The organism is Pararhodobacter zhoushanensis (assembly GCF_003990445.1).
In the GTDB taxonomy this organism is placed as follows: Bacteria; Pseudomonadota; Alphaproteobacteria; order Rhodobacterales; family Rhodobacteraceae; genus Pararhodobacter; species Pararhodobacter zhoushanensis.
On the sequence record NZ_REEZ01000017.1, the window covers coordinates 47,112 to 64,793 of the forward strand.

Sequence of the window (17,682 nt, forward strand, 5' to 3'; positions counted from 1 at the left end):
GCTGCGCGCAAAACTGGGTGGAGGGTTTGCATAATGTTTACCGCTTTTATGAGTGTTTTGCAGAAGGAACGCGTTTGTGAAGCGCTGGTTCCGACGAATGAGGCCATTGCGTGAAAGAACTGAGCTACACCCCCCGCGGCGCGCTGACCCCCAATCGGGCGCTTGCCGATCTGACATGGCTGCGCGTTGGTGGGCCGGCAGATTGGCTGTTTCAACCGGCGGATGAAGAGGATCTGGCGGCGTTTCTGGCGGCATTGCCCGCTGATGTGGCGGTGTTCCCGATGGGCGTGGGATCGAACCTGATCGTGCGCGATGGCGGCATACGGGCGGTGGTGATCCGGCTGGGACGCGGGTTCAACGGCATCCGGGTCGAGGGCGGACAGGTCTTTGCAGGCGCGGCGGCGCTCGACGCGCATGTGGCGCGAAAGGCGGCAGAGGCGGGGCGCGATCTGACCTTCCTGCGCACCATTCCGGGCAGCATCGGCGGCGCGGTCAGGATGAACGCGGGTTGCTACGGGCAGTATGTCGCCGACCGGCTCGAGTCGGTGCGGGTGATCACGCGGAACGGCGAGGCGCGCAGCCTCAAAGCGGCTGAACTGGCGATGCAATACCGCCAGACGACGTTGCCCGACGGCTGGGTGATCGTCGAAGCCGTGTTCAATGCGCCACAGGGGGAACCCGCTGCGTTGGCCGCGCGGATGGACGAACAGCTGGCAAAACGCGATGCCTCGCAGCCGACAAAGGACCGCACGGCGGGGTCGACCTTCCGCAATCCGGCGGGGTTCAGCTCTACCGGTAGGGCCGATGACGTTCATGACCTCAAGGCGTGGTCTGTGATCGACGCGGCTGGCATGCGCGGCGCGACGCGGGGCGGGGCGCAGATGTCGCCGATGCACGCGAATTTTCTGGTCAACACCGGGGGGGCGTCGGCCGCCGATCTGGAGGGACTGGGTGAGGAGGTCCGAAAAAGGGTGTTCCAAAACAGCGGGATTACGCTAGAATGGGAAATCATGCGGTTGGGCGAAGCAGCCCCGTCGCAGGACTGACCGGGCGATAGACCCGGCACCGTGGATCAAGGGGCCTGAGCAGCCCTCCACGTATAAAAATGGGGCAAAAAGCCCCACGAGAGGCAGAGTTGGTGGGCACGTCGAGCAGGACGCCCCCTACAGTAGCGGTTTTGATGGGCGGACCCTCGGCTGAGCGCGAGGTTTCCCTGTCGTCGGGGCACATGTGCGCCATCGCGCTGCGGGAGGCCGGATTCACAACGGTTGAGGTCGATGCCGGCCGCGATCTGGCTGAGAAGCTGATCGCGATGAAGCCGGATGTCGTGTTCAACGCCCTTCACGGGCGTTGGGGCGAAGACGGCTGTGTGCAGGGTCTGCTGGAATGGCTGAAGATCCCCTACACGCATTCTGGCGTGCTGGCCTCGGCTCTGGCGATGGACAAGCAGCGCACCAAGGACACGTACCGCGCCGCCGGGTTGCCAGTGGTCGAGAGCCGTCTGGCCTGCAAGGACGAGGTGCGCGCGCGGCATGTGCTGCCGCCGCCCTATGTGGTCAAACCCTTCAACGAAGGCTCATCGGTCGGCGTCTGGCTGGTGATGGAAGAGAACAACGGCCCGCCGCAGCTGGATGACGCCATGCCCGAGGTGGTGATGGTCGAAGCCTATGCGCCGGGGCGCGAGATGACGACCAGCGTGCTGGGCGACCGGGCGCTGACGGTGACGGATATCGTGACCGAGGGCTGGTATGATTACGACGCGAAATACAAGCCCGGCGGCTCGTCGCATGTGATCCCGGCGCAGCTGCCGCAAGAGATTTTCGATGCCTGCATGGACTATGCGTTGCGTGCCCATCAGGCGCTGGGGTGCCGGGGCCTGAGCCGCACCGATTTCCGCTGGGACGAGACGCGCGGCCTGGAAGGGTTGGTGCTGCTGGAGACCAACACCCAGCCCGGCATGACGCCGACATCGCTCAGCCCCGAGCAGGCCGCGTATTGCGGCATCAGCTTTCCCGAGCTGATGCGCTGGTTGGTCGAGGATGCCTCATGTCAACGGTGATCCGGGATGCACGGGGCGAGCGGGTCGATGCCACGCCGCGTCGCGCCGACACCAGCCAGCGTGAATGGCCCGACCGCCACGAAATGATGCCGCCGCCGGTTGCGGCGGGGCGGGTGTTGCGGGCGGCCAAGCCGATGCCCGCGCAATGGCCCGATGAGATGCCGGAATATTCTTGGCCGCCGCTGCCCGACGCCGAGCGCCACGCGCGCGCGCCGCGCCGTGCGGAGCTGCCCGCGAATGATCCGGTTGCACCGCCGGTGACTGGGCGCGGGCCTGTGCGTCCGGCGCCGGGGCCTGCGCGCCGCGTGCAGCCCGAGTCCGATCTGCTGGAGCCTGACCACCGGGCCGAAGCGCCAACGATTGCGTCGCTTGAGTGGACGATCCCCGACGCGGCCGAGCCGCGCGGTCCGGTGAACGATCCGTCGCCGAGCCGTCTGTCGTACCGGCTGAACCGGTTGTGGCTGACGCCGATGGTGCGGCATTTCGTGCGCATCGGCTTGCCGGTGATGCTGATCGCTGCCTTTGCCGGGGGATGGTTCTCGCAAGAAGAGAACCGGACGGCGCTGGTGACGTGGGTCGAGGGGGTCAAGACCACGATCCAGAACCAGCCGATGTTCGAAGTTTCGTCGATGGATGTGCAGGCCCGCTCGCCCGAAGTGGCCGAGGGGGTGGCACAGATGTTGGGGGTCAGTTTCCCGGTGTCGAGCTGGGATCTCGATCTGGGGGCGTTGCGCGCCCGGGCCGAGGAACTGGACGCGGTCGAGCGCGCCTGGCTACAGGTCCGCACCGGCGGCGTGCTGGAAGTGCGCGTGACCGAGCGCGTGCCGGCGATGGTCTGGCGTAATGCCGGCGGGCTGGATCTGGTCGATGCGACCGGGCACCGCGTGGCGCGTCTGGCGACGCGTGCGGCCCGTGCCGATCTGCCGCTGATTGCCGGTGACGGTGCGCCCGAGGCCATCGCCGAAGCCCGCGCGCTGCTGGCCTCGGCCGCGCCGATCCTGCCGCGCATTCGCGGGCTGGTCCGCGTTGGTAACCGCCGCTGGGATGTGGTGCTGGACCGCAACCAGCGTATCCAGCTGCCTGCGACGGGCGCTGTCCCGGCGCTGGAGCTGGTCGTGGCGATGACCGAAGGCGCCCAGCAACTGCTTTCACGCGATGTCACAGTTGTCGACATGCGCAACCCCGACCGGCCGACCCTGCGTTTGACCGAAGACGCGATGGCCGAACTGACCCGAAACCGCACCCTGGCAAGAGGAGCCCCCACACGATGACCGACCTCTACCAATCGCAGCGCGCCATGCGGAGCATGCGGAGCCAAGCCATGCAGCGGGGCGTTATCGCGGTGATGGACATCGGCACCCACAAGGTTGCCTGTCTGATCCTGAAATTCGGCGTGTCCGACGGCCCGCGCGAAGGCTCGGGCGTCGGCGCGATGGCCGGGCAGGCGGCGTTCCGGGTGATCGGGGCGGGCACGACCTGCTCGCGCGGGGTGCGTTTTGGCGAGATCGCGGCAATGCGCGAGACCGAGCGCGCTGTGCGCACCGCGTTGCAGAACGCGCAGAAGATGGCGCAGACCCGTGTAGATCATGCGATCCTGACCTTCTCGGGCGGGGATCTGCGCAGCTACGGGCTGGAGGGTCTGGTTGAGTTGGAGTCCGAGCGCGTGTCCGAAAATGACATCGCGCAGGTGCTCGACAGCTGTCTGGTGCCGGATCTGGGCTCGGGCCGCGAAGTGCTGCACGCACAGCCGGTGAACTTCATGCTTGATCACCGCTCAGGTCTGGCCGATCCGCGCGGTCAGGCGGGGCGGCAGTTGGGCTGCGACATGCATCTGCTCAGCGTCGATACGGATGTCGTGCAGAACCTTGTGCATTGCCTCAAGCGCTGCGACGTCGAAGTCGCCGGGCTGGCCGCTGCGTCCTATGTGGCCGGCCGGTCGTCGCTGGTCGAGGATGAGCAGGAGCTGGGCGCTGCGGCCATCGACATGGGCGGCGGCACCACCAGCCTGTCGATTTTCATCAAGGGTCACATGGTCTTCTCGGACGCGGTGCGGCTGGGCGGGGACCACATCACCGGCGACATCGCCAAAGGCTTGCAGATCCCCTATTCGACCGCCGAGCGGATCAAGACCTTCTACGGCGGCTTGCATGCCACGGGTCAGGATGACCGTCAGCGCATCGAGATCGGCGGCGACAGCGGCGACTGGGACAAGGACCGTCGCACCGTGACGCGCAGCGAGTTGATCGGCATCATGCGTCCGCGCATGGCCGAGATTCTGGAAGAGGTGCGCGCGCGGCTGGACATTGCCGGGTTCGACCATTTGCCCAGCCAACAGATCGTGCTGACCGGCGGCGGCAGCCAGGTGCCGGGACTGGACGGCATGGCCTCGCGCATTCTGGGGCCGCAGGTGCGGCTGGGCCGTCCGATCCGCGTGCCGGGGCTGCCGCAGGCCGCGACCGGGCCGGAATATGCCGCCATCGTCGGGCTGTGCCAGTTTGCGGCGCATCCGCAGGACGAATGGTGGGATTTCGACATTCCCGCACAGCGCTTTGCGGCGCGTCCCCTCAAGCGCGCGATGAAGTGGTTCCGCGATAACTGGTAAGCCTTTCGACAGCCCGTGTGCGCCGAAAAGCCCAATAAATTTGCTCTGAATTCAGGCGTCTGCGCCCGGCGACAGGCGATTTCCCGCACGGAAATCGCCCAGTTGTCTGTTCCGATTCGTTTTTTTGATGACGAGGAGTCGCAGCCGGGTTAAGATTGTTATAAATCTGGCAAATCACCAACGACCGGATGACGAACCCGAGCACATCGGACCGGAAAATCCGGCAGAAAAATACAGGCGGACAGGCATGGCACTCACCTTTATCGCGACCGAGAAGAAAGATTTGACTCCGCGGATCACCGTTTTCGGTGTGGGCGGAGCGGGCGGGAATGCCGTCAACAACATGATCGAGCAGAACCTCGAGGGCGTTGATTTCGTCGTCGCCAACACGGATGCGCAGGCGCTTCAGCAGTCGCGCGCGCCGATCCGGGTTCAGCTGGGTGTGCAGGCGACCGAAGGTCTGGGGGCCGGTGCGCGCCCCGAGGTCGGGGCTGCCGCCGCTGCCGAGACGCTCGAAGAGATCATGGATCATCTGACCGGCGCGCATATGTGCTTCATCACCGCCGGTATGGGGGGTGGCACGGGCACGGGCGCGGCGCCGATCATCGCGCATGCCGCGCGTGAGATGGGCATCCTGACCGTCGGCGTCGTGACCAAGCCTTTCGCCTTTGAAGGCGCCAAGCGCATGCGTCAGGCCGAAGAGGGCGTCGAAGAGCTGCAAAAGGTCGTCGACACGCTGATTATCATCCCCAACCAGAACCTGTTCCGGCTGGCGAACGAGCGTACGACCTTCACCGAAGCCTTCGCGCTGGCCGATGACGTGCTCTATCAGGGCGTCAAGGGTGTGACCGATCTGATGGTCCGTCCGGGCATGATCAACCTCGACTTCGCCGACGTTCGCGCGGTGATGGACGAGATGGGCAAAGCCATGATGGGCACGGGCGAAGCGACCGGCGAAGACCGCGCGCGTCAGGCCGCTGAAAAGGCAATTGCCAACCCGCTTCTGGACGAGATCAGCCTGCATGGTGCCAAGGGTGTGTTGATCAACATCACCGGTGGCCACGATCTGACCCTGTTCGAACTGGACGAAGCCGCCAACCTGATCCGCGAAAAGGTCGATCCCGAGGCCAACATCATCGTCGGCTCGACGCTGGACGAAACGATGGAAGGCGCGATCCGTGTCTCGGTCGTCGCGACCGGCATCGAAGCGCGCGAGCAGACCGTTGAAGTCCCGCGGCGTCGTCTGGCCGAGCCGCTCACGGTTGAGGCCGCTCCGGTTGCTCCGGCACCGGTGCAAGAGCCCGCCGCCTATGAGCCGCCGATGTTCGAAGCGCCGCAGGAGCCGCAGTATCGCGAAGAGCGCTACGAAGAGGCTGCCTATGAGCCGCAGTATGACGAACAGGCTTATGAGCCGCGCTACGAGCCGCAGCCCGAGCCGCGTCAGCAGACCGCCTATCGCGAAGAACCCCGTCACGAACAGCGCCAGGAACCGCGTCACGAGCAGATGCGTGAAGCGCCTTCCGCTCCGGCACCGGTGCAGGACGATTTCTTCCTGGAAGACATCCTGCGCGAACAGCCGCGCGCCCAGCAGCGCCCGGCACCGCAGCCGGCCCGCATGGCCCCCCCGGTGCAACAGCAGCCGGTTCAGCAGCAACCCGTGCAGCAACAGCCCGAAGCGCAATACACCGCGCCGCGGCCCAGCCGCCCAGTCGGTGAGCCGTCGCCCGAGGTTCTGGCCCGTCTGCGTCGTGTGGTCGAAAAGCAGCCCGAGCAGCAGGCGACCCAGCGTCGCCCGGTCCCGGCGCCCGCGCCGCAGCCAGTTGCCCAGCAGCCCGAACAGCGCCGCAGTCTTGTCGGTGGCCTGATCAACCGGATGACCGGCGCGCAGGCCTCGCATGGTGGTCATGGTGAACAGACGGCCCGCGCCGTGCGCCAGCAGCCTGCTGTTCAGGCCTATGATGATGACCCGCATCACCGCGCTCAGGATCAGATCGAGATCCCGGCGTTCCTGCGTCGTCAGGCGAATTAAGATCACGGTGGTGATCACATCGCACCGATGACCAAGACGTAAAGAACCGGCGAGAGCCGGTTCTTTTCTTTTGTTTTCAAGGCATTTAGACCTGTTCACTTTACGTGCGCGGAATGTCGCGCAGCGGTGATCTGTCTGTTACATCGTGTTACAAAGCGTGACTTTACCTCTGAAGGCTCGCTCCATAGATACCCTGTGAAGATATGCCTAACGTCCCGAGGACCCCTCGTGCAGACCACTTTGTCCACTCTTACGCGCTTCGACGGTACCGCCCTGCATTCAGGCGATGCCGTGACGCTGACGGTGTACCCGGCCCCGGCCGGGCATGGCATCGTGTTCGAGCGCCTCGATCTGGATCTGCCGGTCGCGGCGCGTCGCGTGGCGGTAACGCCGGATGCGTTGATCGAGGCGAATCTGTGCACGAAGATCGGCAACGATCATGGCACGACTGTGGCAACCATCGAACATCTGATGGCGGCCTTTGCGGGCTGCGGTATCCACAATGCGCTGGTGACGCTGACCGGGCCGGAAGTACCGATCCTTGACGGGTCGTCGCGTGCCTATGTCGCGGCTTTTGTCGCGGCTGGCTTTACCACGCTGAACGCACCGCTGCGCGCGATCCGGGTGCTCAAGCCTGTCGAAGTGCGCATGAACGACGCCTGGGCCCGACTGGAGCCGGCGGATTCGCTGTCGATCGCGTTCGAGATCGACTTCCCCGATGCGGCCATCGGCCATCAGGTTTATGATCTGGAACTGCGCAATGGCACATTCGTGCGTGAGCTGAGCAATTGCCGCACCTTCTGCCGTCAGGCGGATGTCGATTTCATGCGCGCCAACGGGCTGGCGCTGGGTGGCACCTATGAGAATGCCGTGGTGGTTGAGGGCGACGCTGTTCTCAGCCCCGGCGGCCTGCGCCGCGCCAATGAGCCGGTGCGCCACAAGATGCTCGATGCGATGGGCGATCTGGCTGTCGCCGGTGCGCCGATTCTGGGCCGCTACATCGGCCACCGGGCGGGACATACCGTCACGGGCCGTCTGGTGCGGGCGCTGATGGCTGATCCGCTGGCCTGGGAATGGGTCACCGTGGACAGCGAGCAGGCGCATTCGATGCCGGGCGCCGGGGTCTGCGCCGCCGACCTGCTGCCTGCGGCCTGAGCAAGGCTCCGCGCAGCCGTCAACTCCCCGACACGCCGCGCGATTTTCCCTGCATTGCCGTTTTGCGTGCGTTTGGCAAACGTGCTAACAGACGCCCTGAAGCCCCCAAGAGGGGTGGGTGGGATTCGGAGCGATGGCGCGACCATGGCCCGCATTGTTGAAGTGAAAGATGAGGGACGGCATGGGCGGCACCGGGCGCAAATACGCTTCGCTGGCGGTGACGGGGGCGCTGGTTCTGGCGCTGTCGGCATGCTCCAATAACGTCGGCGCGGATGAGCCGCTGGACGCCTTCACCGCAGAAGAGATCTTTGCCCGCGGTGAATACGTGTTGGAAAACAGCGCACGCACGGATGCGTCGCTGCGCTATTTCCGCGAGGTCGAGCGCCTTTACCCGTATACCGACTGGGCGCGCCGTTCGATCGTGATGCAGGCCTATGCGCTGCACCGTGACCAGCAATATGAAGAAGCGCGCGCCACCGCGCAGCGTTTCCTTGATCAGTACCCCGGCGATCCCGATGCGGCCTGGGCTGCCTATATCGTCGCGCTGACCTATTACGATCAGATTGAAGACGTGGGCCGCGATCAGGGCCTGACCTTTCAGGCGCTGACGCAGTTGCGCTACGTGATCGAGCAATACCCGAACACCGAATATGCCCGCTCGGCGGTGCTGAAATTCGATCTGGCCTTTGACCGTCTGGCCGCCAAAGAGATGGAGATCGGGCGCTATTATCTGGCGCGCGGCAACTATCAGTCGGCGATCAACCGTTTCCGCGTGGTGGTCGAGGATTACCAGACCACCAGCCAGACCCCCGAAGCCCTGCACCGTCTGGTCGAGGCGTATCTCGCGCTGGGTCTGCGCGGTGAAGCGCAAACGGCGGGGGCCATTCTGGGCCACAACTTCCGTTCGAACCCGTTCTACGAGGACAGCTTCCGTCTGCTGTCGAGCGCAGGTCTGACCGATGAAGCCTCGGGCGAGAGCTGGCTGAGCGAGATCTATCGCCGGACAGTGCGCGGCGAGTGGATCTGATCCGATAGGATAGCCTCCATGCTGCGTAGCCTCGCGATCCGCGACATGCTGCTGATCGAGCGGCTGGACCTGGAGTTTCATCCGGGGCTCAATGTGCTGACCGGCGAGACCGGGGCGGGCAAGTCGATCCTGCTCGACAGTCTGGGCTTTGTGCTGGGCTGGCGGGGCAGGGCGGAACTGGTCCGTCAAGGGGCTGCGCAGGGCGAGGTCGAGGCGGTTTTCGAACTGGCCGAGGATCATCCCGGACGCGCGGTGTTGGCCGAGGCCGGTATTCCCTTTGAAGACGACCTGATCCTGCGCCGTGTGAACACCGCCGAGGGGCGCAAGACGGCGTGGATCAATGACCGCCGCGCCTCGGGCGAGGTGTTGCGGCTGCTGTCGGAAACGCTGGTCGAATTGCATGGCCAGCACGACGACCGCGGGCTGCTGAACCCGCGCGGCCACCGCCAGTTGCTCGATGCTTATGCCGGGGCCGAGACCCTGCTGGCCGAGGTGCGTGGCCACTGGCGCGCGCTGGCCGAGGCGCGGCGCGCCCGTGAGGGCGCGGCGGCGCGGCTTGACACGCTGCGCGCCGAGGAAGACTTTCTGCGTCACGCGGTCAAGGAACTGGACCAGCTGGACCCGCAACCGGGTGAAGAGGCCGTCCTCGACAGTCGCCGCCGCCTGATGCAGGCCGCCGTGCGCCTGACCGGCGACATCCACCGGGCCCGCGCCGCCTTGGGCGAGGATGGGGTCGAGCGCCTGACACTTGACGCGCTGCGCTGGCTTGAGGACGCGGCGGACGGCGTCGAGGGGCGGCTGGACGCGGCGATCGAGGCGCTGGGTCGCGCGATGGGCGAACTGGCCGAGGCGACGGCGGGGGTCGAGGCCTGTCTGGGCGCGCTGGACACGGATCCGGGTGAGTTGGAGCGGGTCGAAGAGCGGCTCTTCGCCCTGCGTGCGCTGGCCCGTAAGCACGGTGTGCAGGCCGATGATCTGGGCACCCATGCCGACGGTCTGCGCGAGCGGCTGGAAGCGCTGGATGCGGGCGACAATGGCGTGGCCAAGCTGGCACAGGCCGAGGCCGCAGCACGGGCGCGCTACGATGCAGCCTGCGATGCGCTGACCGCGCTGCGGCGTGGGGCGGCCAAGGCGCTGGATGAGGCGATGGCGGCTGAACTGGCACCGCTGAAGATGGAGCGCGCGGTGTTCCAGACCGTGCTGACCCCGGCGGATCCGGGGCCCGAGGGTGCCGATGCGGTCAGCTTCGAGGTTGCCACCAACCCTGGTGCACCGGCGGGGGCGCTGAACAAGATCGCCTCGGGCGGTGAGTTGTCGCGGTTCCTGCTGGCGCTGAAGGTCTGCCTGAGCCGGGGTGTCACCGGCGTGACGATGATCTTCGACGAGATCGACCGGGGTGTGGGCGGGGCGACAGCCGATGCCGTCGGTCGGCGTCTGCGGGCGCTGGCCGAGGGGGCGCAGGTGCTGGTCGTGACTCACTCGCCGCAGGTCGCGGCGCTGGGTGCGCACCATTGGCGCGTTGAAAAGCGCGTGAAGGATGGCCAGACCCTCAGCGATGTGATGCCGCTTTCCGCCGATCAACGCGTGGATGAGATTGCCCGCATGCTCTCGGGTGATACCATCACCGACGCAGCGCGCGGCGCGGCGCGGGCGCTTATCGGCGCCTGAGCCGGCGGCGGCAGGGATCGGGGAACTGGTGCCTGTTTCGCGCGTTAGGTCAAAAACGCTGGAGAGCAGGGACAATGAACAAGATCATCACGACAGGCGCGGTATTGGCCGGGTTGACGCTGGCGGGTTGCGGGGAAATGCCCGACATGCGGGGGCGGATGCCTCATCTGGGCGGCGGCGGGATGTCCGAGCCGATCAGCGCAGGGCCGACGACGATGGCCCCCGCGTCAAGCAACGCCGAGCAGGCCTGCATGGCGGCGGGCAGCAACGCGGGCTTCAACGTGCAGGGGGTCGTGGGGACGCATGAGGTGACAGGGGCCGATGGCATGGCCGTGTCGCGCGATGTGATGCTGGATGTCGACCGCAGCGGGCAGAGCCTGCAGGTGCGCTGCAGCTATGCCTATGACACGGCCTCGGCGCGGATCATGACGCTGTAAGCAGGCGGCGCGCTTCGGGGGCATCGAGCCCCCTCATCGCGCGCGGGGGGCGCTGCCCCCCACCGGGCCGTTCCGGCCCGCCCCCCGGGATACTTACGGAGCAAAGAGGGGCGTTAACGAAGGGTTAACCGCGCTTTCTTTGCTCTTCAAATATCCTCAGGGGGTGAATTCGCTGAAAGCGAAGAGGGGGGCTGAAAGCCCCCCTTTGTCCGATCCGTGATCCCGCGCTGCGCTTAGAGCAGTTCGATCTCGTAGCGTTCGATCACCGTGTTGGCGAGCAGCTTGTCGCACATCGCCTTGACCGCCGCTTCTGCAGCCTCGCGGTCAGTCTCGGTCAGATCCAGTTCGATCATCTTGCCCTGACGGACGCCCTCGACCCCGGCGAAGCCCAGAGCGCCCAGAGCGTGGCGGATGGCTTCGCCCTGGGGGTCCAGAACGCCGGTTTTCAGCATCACATGCACGCGCGCCTTCATAGGATCGTCCCTCAGTTCATCAGTTTCGGCTTGGTGATCGGCGTGGCGTTGGTTGGCATCACGCCCAGACGCCGCGCCACTTCGGTATAGGCTTCCGACAAGTTGCCCAGATCGCGGCGGAACACGTCCTTGTCCAGCTTTTCGCCGGTCTTGACGTCCCACAGCCGGCAGCTGTCGGGGCTGATCTCGTCGGCGATCACCAGACGCTGGAAGTCGCCTTCATAGATCCGGCCGATTTCGATCTTGAAGTCGATCAGCTTGATGCCGACGCCCATCATCACGCCCGACAGGAAGTCGTTCACGCGCAGCGCAAGCGCGATGATGTCGTCGAGATCCTGATGCGTGGCCCAGCCAAAGGCGAGGATATGTTCCTCGCTGACCATCGGGTCATGCAGCTCGTCATTCTTGTAGTAGTATTCCACGATCGGGCGGGGCAGCGGCGTGCCCTCGTCAATGCCCAGCCGTTTCGAGATCGAGCCAGCGGCGACGTTGCGCACGACAACCTCGAGCGGGATGATCTCGACCGCGCGGATCAGTTGTTCGCGCATGTTCACCCGGCGGATGAAATGCGTCGGCACGCCGATCTCGTTCAGGCCGGTCATGAAATATTCGGACAGCCGGTTGTTCAGAACGCCCTTGCCCTCGATCTGCGCCTTTTTGGCGCCGTCGCCGGCACTGGTGTCGTCTTTGAAATACTGGATATAGGTTCCGGGTTCCGGGCCTTCGTAAAGGATTTTGGCCTTGCCCTCGTAAACCTTGGTGCGTCTCGCCATGTCAGGTGATTCCCCGAAGGGCCCGCTGCTGGCGCGGGCTGCTGAAGTCAGCGCTGGCTATACGCCAAGCTGTCGCAACCCGCAAGCGCAGCCCCCGAATGCCTGCGTTGCCCGGCCCTGCGGCACTGTGTGCGTGCAAACAAGGCTTGCAGCGCGCGGCGTCTCCCCCCATATCTGAGGCGGAAACGACCCCACGGATTTGCACGAGAGGCCAGCCCCATGTCGACCTTTGACGAACGCGAAAATGCCTTTGAAGCCAAGTATGCCCATGATGCCGAAATGGCGTTCAAGGCCTCGGCACGCCGCAACAAGGCGATTGGCCAATGGGCCGCTGCGCTGCTGGGCAAGACCGGCGATGCGGTCGACGCCTATGCGATGGAAGTGATCTCTGCCGACTTCGAAGAAGAAGGCGACGAGGATGTGATCCGCAAGCTGGTCCGCGATCTGGACGGCAAGGCGACCGAAGCCGAGATCCGCACCAAGATGGCCGCCGTGATGCTCGAGGTCAAAGACAAGATGGTCAAAGAGGGCTGAACGCCCCTTTGCTAGCCGCTTTGTTACCGGCTGCATAACCATGATGAGCGGGCTGCATTTGCGCCGCGCCTCGGGATATGCGAAAAGATCGACGCGCCGCGCTTTGCGGCGCGTTTTGCATTTACCGAGGTTTCCCCCATGACGAGCCCGTCCGATCCTCTGAGCCTTCTTCTGGCCGAACGCGGTGTGCTGTTGGCCGATGGGGCCACGGGCACGAACCTGTTCAACATGGGGCTTTCCTCGGGCGATGCGCCCGAGTTCTGGAACGTCGATCACCCGGACCGGATCACCAAGCTCTACGCCGACGCGGTCGAGGCGGGGTCGGATCTGTTCCTGACCAACACGTTCGGCGGCAACGCCAGCCGGTTGAAACTGCACGAGGCGCAGGGCCGCGTGCGGGAGTTAAACCGCCTCGGGGCCGAGATTGGCCGCGCGGTGGCCGACAAGGCGGGCCGCAAGGTGCTGGTTGCCGGCTCGATGGGCCCGACGGGCGAGATTTTCGAGCCGATCGGCGCGCTGACGCATGCCTTGGCGGTCGAGATGTTCCACGAGCAGGCCGAAGGTCTGAAAGAGGGCGGGGCGGATGTGCTCTGGGTCGAGACGATCTCAGCCCCCGAGGAATACCGCGCCGCTGCCGAGGCCTGCGCGCTGGCGGGCATGCCCTGGGCCGGGACGATGAGCTTTGACACGGCGGGGCGGTCGATGATGGGCGTGACCTCGGCCGATTTCGTCAAGCTGGTTGGCAAGCTGAAGCATGCGCCGGTGGCCTTCGGGGCGAATTGTGGGGTGGGGGCGTCGGATCTGATGCGCACCATTCTGGGCTTCATGGCCCAAGGGCCGGAACTGCCGGTGATTGCCAAGGGCAACGCGGGGATCCCGAAATACGTCGACGGCGCGATCCAGTATGATGGCACGCCCGCGCTGATGGCCGATTATGCGATGCTGGCCCGTGACGCCGGGGCGAAGATCATCGGTGGTTGCTGTGGCACCATGCCCGAGCATTTGCGCGCCATGCGCGAGGCACTGGACACCCGTCCGATGGGCGAGCGTCCGACGCTGGAGCAGATCACCGCGGCGCTGGGGCCGCTGTCGTCGGCCTCGGACGGGACCGAGGCGGGCTGCGGCGATCCCTCGCACAACCACGGGCGCGAGCGTCGCGGTCGTCGGCGTCCTGCCAGCTGAGAGTTTTGCGCCCGGTCCTCAGGACCGGGCGTTTTCATTGGCTTGGGGGCGCAACTTGCACCGCCGGACCGGTATGATTACATCTTGGTCGACAAGAGAAAAGGTGACCCATGTTCCGACTGCCTGCATTGACCGACCTTCGCCGCTTTGACATCAACGCATCGGGCAAGGGCTTGGGCAATCTGCCGGAATGGGATCTGAGCGATCTGTATCCGTCTGAGGATTGCGTCGAGATCACCCGCGATTTTGACTGGCTCGACAGTGCCTGCGCCGCCTTCGCCAGCGCCTATGAGGGCAAGCTGGCGGCGTTGGACGCGAGCGGGCTTCTGGCCTGCATCCGTGACTATGAGGCGATCGACATCACCGCGGGCCGCCTGATGAGCTACGCGGGCCTGCGCTATTACCAGATGACCACCGATTCCAGCCGCGCCAAGTTCATGGCCGACGCGCAGGACCGGGTAACGGTGGCGACGACGCCGCTGGTGTTCTTCTCGCTGGAACTGAACCGGATTGACGACGCGGCGATGGAGTCGATGCTGTCGGCCAATGACGAGCTGAACCGCTATCGCCCGGTGATCGAGCGGATGCGCGCCATGCGCCCGCACCAGCTGTCGGACGAGTTGGAGAAATTCCTGCACGACCAGTCGACCGTGGGTGCTGCGGCGTGGAACCGGCTGTTCGATGAGACGATGGCGAGCCTGTCGTTCGAGGTACCGGGCGAGGAAGATCCGCTGCCGCTGGAATCGACGCTGAACCTGCTGACCGATCCGTCGCGCGACCGGCGCGAGGCCGCAGCGCATGCGCTGGCGGCGGTGTTTCAGGCCAACATCCGGCTCTTTGCCCGCGTGCACAACACGCTGGCCAAGGAAAAGGAGATCAGCGACCGTTGGCGCAAAATGCCGACGCCGCAACACGGACGGCACCTGTCCAACCATGTCGAGCCCGAGGTCGTGCAGGCCCTGCGCGACGCCGTGGTTGCCGCCTATCCGCGCCTGTCGCACCGCTATTATGCCTTGAAAGCCAAGTGGCTGGGTCTGGAGGAACTGGAAGTCTGGGACCGCAACGCGCCGCTGCCAATGGAGACGACGCGGCTGGTCAGCTGGCCTGAGGCGCAGGAAACCGTGCTTTCGGCCTATGCCGATTTCGACCCGCGCATGGCCGAGCTGGCCAAGCCGTTCTTCTCGGACGGCTGGATCGACGCGGGCGTGAAAGCGGGCAAAGCGCCGGGGGCTTTTGCGCATCCGACGGTGACCACCGTGCACCCGTATGTGATGCTCAACTATCTGGGCAAACCGCGCGACGTGATGACGCTGGCGCATGAGCTGGGGCATGGCGTGCACCAGCGGCTGGCAGCCGGGCAGGGCGAATTGCTCTCCTCGACGCCACTGACGCTGGCCGAGACGGCCTCGGTCTTTGGCGAGATGCTGACCTTCCAGCGCCTGCTGTCCAAGGCGACCACCAAGGCCGAGCGCAAGACGCTGCTGGCCGGCAAGGTCGAGGACATGATCAACACGGTCGTGCGGCAGATCGCGTTCTATGATTTCGAGTGCAAGCTGCACGCCGCCCGCCGTGAAGGTGAGCTGACGCCGGATGACATCAACGTACTGTGGATGTCGGTGCAGGCGGAAAGTCTGGGGCCGGTGTTCACCTTCATGGACGGGTACGAGACCTTCTGGTCCTACGTCCCGCATTTCGTGCACTCGCCGTTCTACGTCTATGCCTATGCCTTCGGCGACGGCTTGGTGAACGCGCTCTATGCCGCGTACCGCGACGCGCCCGAAGGGTTCCAGGACAAGTATTTCGCCATGCTCTCGGCGGGTGGCTCGATGCACCACAAGGAGCTGCTGGCGCCCTTTGGTCTGGATGCCTCGGACCCCGCGTTCTGGGACAAGGGGCTGAACATGATCTCGGGCTTCATCGACGAGCTGGAGGCGATGGAAGAGTAATCTTCCCGGCTTTTGAACGGCTTGCTCGGCCGCGCTCAGTCCTTGAGCGCGGCCGAAAGCTTTCCGCCGGTGGCCGTCAGGCGGGCTGTTGCGGCCTCGGCGTCGAGGGTCAGCACCAGCATTGCCACCGCGGTCTTGATGTCGCCCCCGGCCTTCAGCGCCTTTTCGGCGGCCTCAAGGCTCTCGCCCGTGAGGTCGGCAATCATGGCGACAGCGCGGGCGTGGAGTTTGACGTTGGTCGGGCGCATCTCGATCATGCGGCCCCGGTAGACGAAGCCCAGCCGGATCATGATCCCGGTGCTCAGGCAGTTCAGCAGCACCTTTTGCGCGGTGCCCGCTTTCATGCGGGTCGAGCCTGCGATGATCTCGGCCCCGGTGGCGGCGGTCAGGGCAATGTCGGCCTCGGTTGCGAGCGGCGCTTCGGGGGCATTGGTGATGCTGAGGGTCAGCGCACCGATGGCCTTGGCGGCAGCGAGGCCCGCGCGGACATAGGGCGTGCGGCCCGAGGCGGCGACGCCGATGACAACATCCGTAGCGGTGAGGTGCAAGGCTTTGAGTGCCTCCGGGGCCTCGGTGACGCTGTCCTCGGCTCCCTCGACGGCATTCACCACCGCACCGGGACCGCCCGCCATCAGGGCGATGGCGCGCTCGGGCGGCCAGTTGAAGGTGGGCGGCAATTCGGCGGCGTCGAGCACCGCCAGACGGCCCGAGGTGCCAGCCCCCAGATAGATCAGCCGCCCACCTTTCGCGAGGCGTTCGGCAGCGGCGTCAATGGCTTGCGCGAGGGCTGCCTGCGCGCCGGCAGCGGCGGAAACGGCGGCAAGCTGGGTTTCCAGCAGAGCGCTGGCGAGGTCGGCGGTCGGCCAGTCCTCGATCCCGGCGAAGCGGGCGGCGGCGTGTTCGGTGCTGCTCATGCGATCTCCGATCGGGCGAGGGCGGCGGCGGCGAGCGCCGCGTCAGGATGGGGGAAGCTGAGGGTCAGGCCGGGTGACCCCGCTTCTATCGCTGCGCGTATGCTCGGGTGCAGCGCGATGATGCCACCAAAGACCGCGACCGGACCGGGGCCTGCATGGGTGACGATGGTGCGGCACAGGCGCGCGATCTCATCGCCTGCGCGGGTCAGCAGGTCCAGCGCCAGCGGGTCGCCTTGTGCGGCGGCCTCGGCCACCGGGCGGGCGAGGGCGGCAATGCCTCCGCGGTGATGGCCATAGATATAGCGGCGCGTGTCTTCCCAGTCGCTGCCGCCCATCGCGTCAAACACCAGCCGGGCGAGGGTTTCAGCACCCTGCGGCTTGCCGTAATCCTCAACCAGTCGCCAGAGCGCGCGCACGGCTTGCAAGCCGATCCAAGCGCCCGAGCCCGCATCGTCGAGCAACATGCCGCGTCCGCCGACCAGCGTGGTCGTCCCCCCCGCCAGCGAAAAGCCGACCGATCCCGTGCCCGCCGTCACCACATGCCCGCCACCACGCGGCCAGACCGCGTGCCAGGCGAGCACCATGTCATTGACCACGCGCACGCGGTCCGGGGTAAGGCTCAACGCTTGCGCCGCTGCGTGCAACAGGGCGGGATCCTTGGCAAATCCCGCGCCGGTGACGCCCAGATACGCACCGGACAAGGGACCGGTGGCGGCCCGGATGCCGGTCAGGGCCGCGTCAAAGGCGGCACGCTCGGCGGGATCAAAGACCATCCCGTTCGCGCCCGATGTCTTGCCGCGCGCGAGCACCGCACCAGGCCCATCGCAAAGCACCCAGCGCGTCGCGGTGCCGCCCATGTCTACGCCCAGCCAGCTCATGCCCG

Annotated in this window: 16 protein-coding genes; 12 read left to right on the forward strand and 4 right to left on the reverse strand. The window is 65.9% G+C overall.

All coding sequences use genetic code 11. The annotated features are described in order from the left end of the window. The first annotated feature begins 119 nt into the window (after positions 1-119). The 9 genes from murB to EAE28_RS22685 all read left to right on the forward strand — a co-directional run bounded on the left by murB (position 120) and on the right by EAE28_RS22685 (position 10,977). Positions 120-1,046 (forward strand): UDP-N-acetylmuramate dehydrogenase, encoded by a 927-nt coding sequence (murB, locus tag EAE28_RS22645; RefSeq protein ID WP_246022576.1) that lies wholly within the window; start codon positions 120-122, stop codon positions 1,044-1,046. 134 nt (positions 1,047-1,180) lie between these two features. Next, the gene (locus tag EAE28_RS22650) at positions 1,181-2,059 is read left to right on the forward strand and encodes a D-alanine--D-alanine ligase (protein ID WP_246022568.1); all 879 of its coding nucleotides are present in this window, start codon (positions 1,181-1,183) and stop codon (positions 2,057-2,059) included. After that, a complete protein-coding gene (locus EAE28_RS24285; protein ID WP_246022573.1) occupies positions 2,047-3,330 on the forward strand; it encodes a cell division protein FtsQ/DivIB in 1,284 nt (427 codons plus the stop codon). Before EAE28_RS22650 ends, EAE28_RS24285 begins: the two co-directional genes overlap by 13 nt. Further along, the gene (gene ftsA / locus EAE28_RS22660) at positions 3,327-4,661 is read left to right on the forward strand and encodes a cell division protein FtsA (protein WP_127110594.1); all 1,335 of its coding nucleotides are present in this window, start codon (positions 3,327-3,329) and stop codon (positions 4,659-4,661) included. The genes EAE28_RS24285 and ftsA overlap by 4 nt, the downstream gene beginning before the upstream one ends. 247 nt (positions 4,662-4,908) lie before the next feature. Beyond that, positions 4,909-6,690, forward strand: coding sequence for a cell division protein FtsZ (gene ftsZ / locus EAE28_RS22665; RefSeq protein WP_127110596.1), 1,782 nt, complete (start codon positions 4,909-4,911; stop codon positions 6,688-6,690). Positions 6,691-6,930: 240 nt separating this feature from the next. After that, a complete protein-coding gene (lpxC, locus tag EAE28_RS22670; RefSeq protein ID WP_342773131.1) occupies positions 6,931-7,845 on the forward strand; it encodes a UDP-3-O-acyl-N-acetylglucosamine deacetylase in 915 nt (304 codons plus the stop codon). Between the two features lie 181 nt (positions 7,846-8,026). Continuing rightward, positions 8,027-8,872 carry an outer membrane protein assembly factor BamD gene (locus EAE28_RS22675; RefSeq protein WP_127110676.1) on the forward strand — a complete coding sequence of 282 codons (846 nt, stop codon included), beginning with the start codon at positions 8,027-8,029 and terminating at the stop codon, positions 8,870-8,872. Positions 8,873-8,890: 18 nt separating this feature from the next. Then, complete coding sequence (gene recN / locus EAE28_RS22680) at positions 8,891-10,540, forward strand: DNA repair protein RecN (RefSeq protein WP_127110600.1); 1,650 nt, start codon at positions 8,891-8,893, stop codon at positions 10,538-10,540. Positions 10,541-10,614: 74 nt separating this feature from the next. Further along, entirely contained in the window at positions 10,615-10,977 is a 363-nt protein-coding gene (locus EAE28_RS22685; RefSeq protein ID WP_127110602.1) for a hypothetical protein, read from the forward strand. Between the two features lie 233 nt (positions 10,978-11,210). Here the strand turns inward: EAE28_RS22685 and purS are convergent, their stop codons facing one another. Next, positions 11,211-11,450, reverse strand: coding sequence for a phosphoribosylformylglycinamidine synthase subunit PurS (gene purS / locus EAE28_RS22690; RefSeq protein WP_127110604.1), 240 nt, complete (start codon positions 11,448-11,450; stop codon positions 11,211-11,213). Positions 11,451-11,461: 11 nt separating this feature from the next. Then, the gene (purC, locus tag EAE28_RS22695) at positions 11,462-12,223 is read right to left on the reverse strand and encodes a phosphoribosylaminoimidazolesuccinocarboxamide synthase (RefSeq protein ID WP_127110606.1); all 762 of its coding nucleotides are present in this window, start codon (positions 12,221-12,223) and stop codon (positions 11,462-11,464) included. 219 nt (positions 12,224-12,442) lie between these two features. On the opposite strand from purC, the gene EAE28_RS22700 reads away from it, so the two are divergent. The 3 genes from EAE28_RS22700 to EAE28_RS22710 all read left to right on the forward strand — a co-directional run bounded on the left by EAE28_RS22700 (position 12,443) and on the right by EAE28_RS22710 (position 15,885). Further along, positions 12,443-12,757, forward strand: coding sequence for a DUF1476 domain-containing protein (locus EAE28_RS22700; RefSeq protein ID WP_127110608.1), 315 nt, complete (start codon positions 12,443-12,445; stop codon positions 12,755-12,757). Positions 12,758-12,895: 138 nt separating this feature from the next. Beyond that, the gene (gene bmt / locus EAE28_RS22705) at positions 12,896-13,939 is read left to right on the forward strand and encodes a betaine--homocysteine S-methyltransferase (protein WP_127110610.1); all 1,044 of its coding nucleotides are present in this window, start codon (positions 12,896-12,898) and stop codon (positions 13,937-13,939) included. Positions 13,940-14,049: 110 nt separating this feature from the next. Further along, positions 14,050-15,885 (forward strand): M3 family oligoendopeptidase, encoded by a 1,836-nt coding sequence (locus tag EAE28_RS22710; RefSeq protein WP_127110612.1) that lies wholly within the window; start codon positions 14,050-14,052, stop codon positions 15,883-15,885. A gap of 35 nt (positions 15,886-15,920) precedes the next feature. Here the strand turns inward: EAE28_RS22710 and EAE28_RS22715 are convergent, their stop codons facing one another. Further along, on the reverse strand, positions 15,921-16,799 hold the full coding sequence (locus EAE28_RS22715; RefSeq protein ID WP_127110614.1) for an N-acetylmuramic acid 6-phosphate etherase: 879 nt from the start codon (positions 16,797-16,799) through the stop codon (positions 15,921-15,923). Next, positions 16,796-17,677, reverse strand: a complete 882-nt coding sequence (locus EAE28_RS22720) for an N-acetylglucosamine kinase (RefSeq protein ID WP_127110616.1) — start codon at positions 17,675-17,677, stop codon at positions 16,796-16,798. The genes EAE28_RS22715 and EAE28_RS22720 overlap by 4 nt, the downstream gene beginning before the upstream one ends. Between the last annotated feature and the right edge of the window lie 5 nt (positions 17,678-17,682).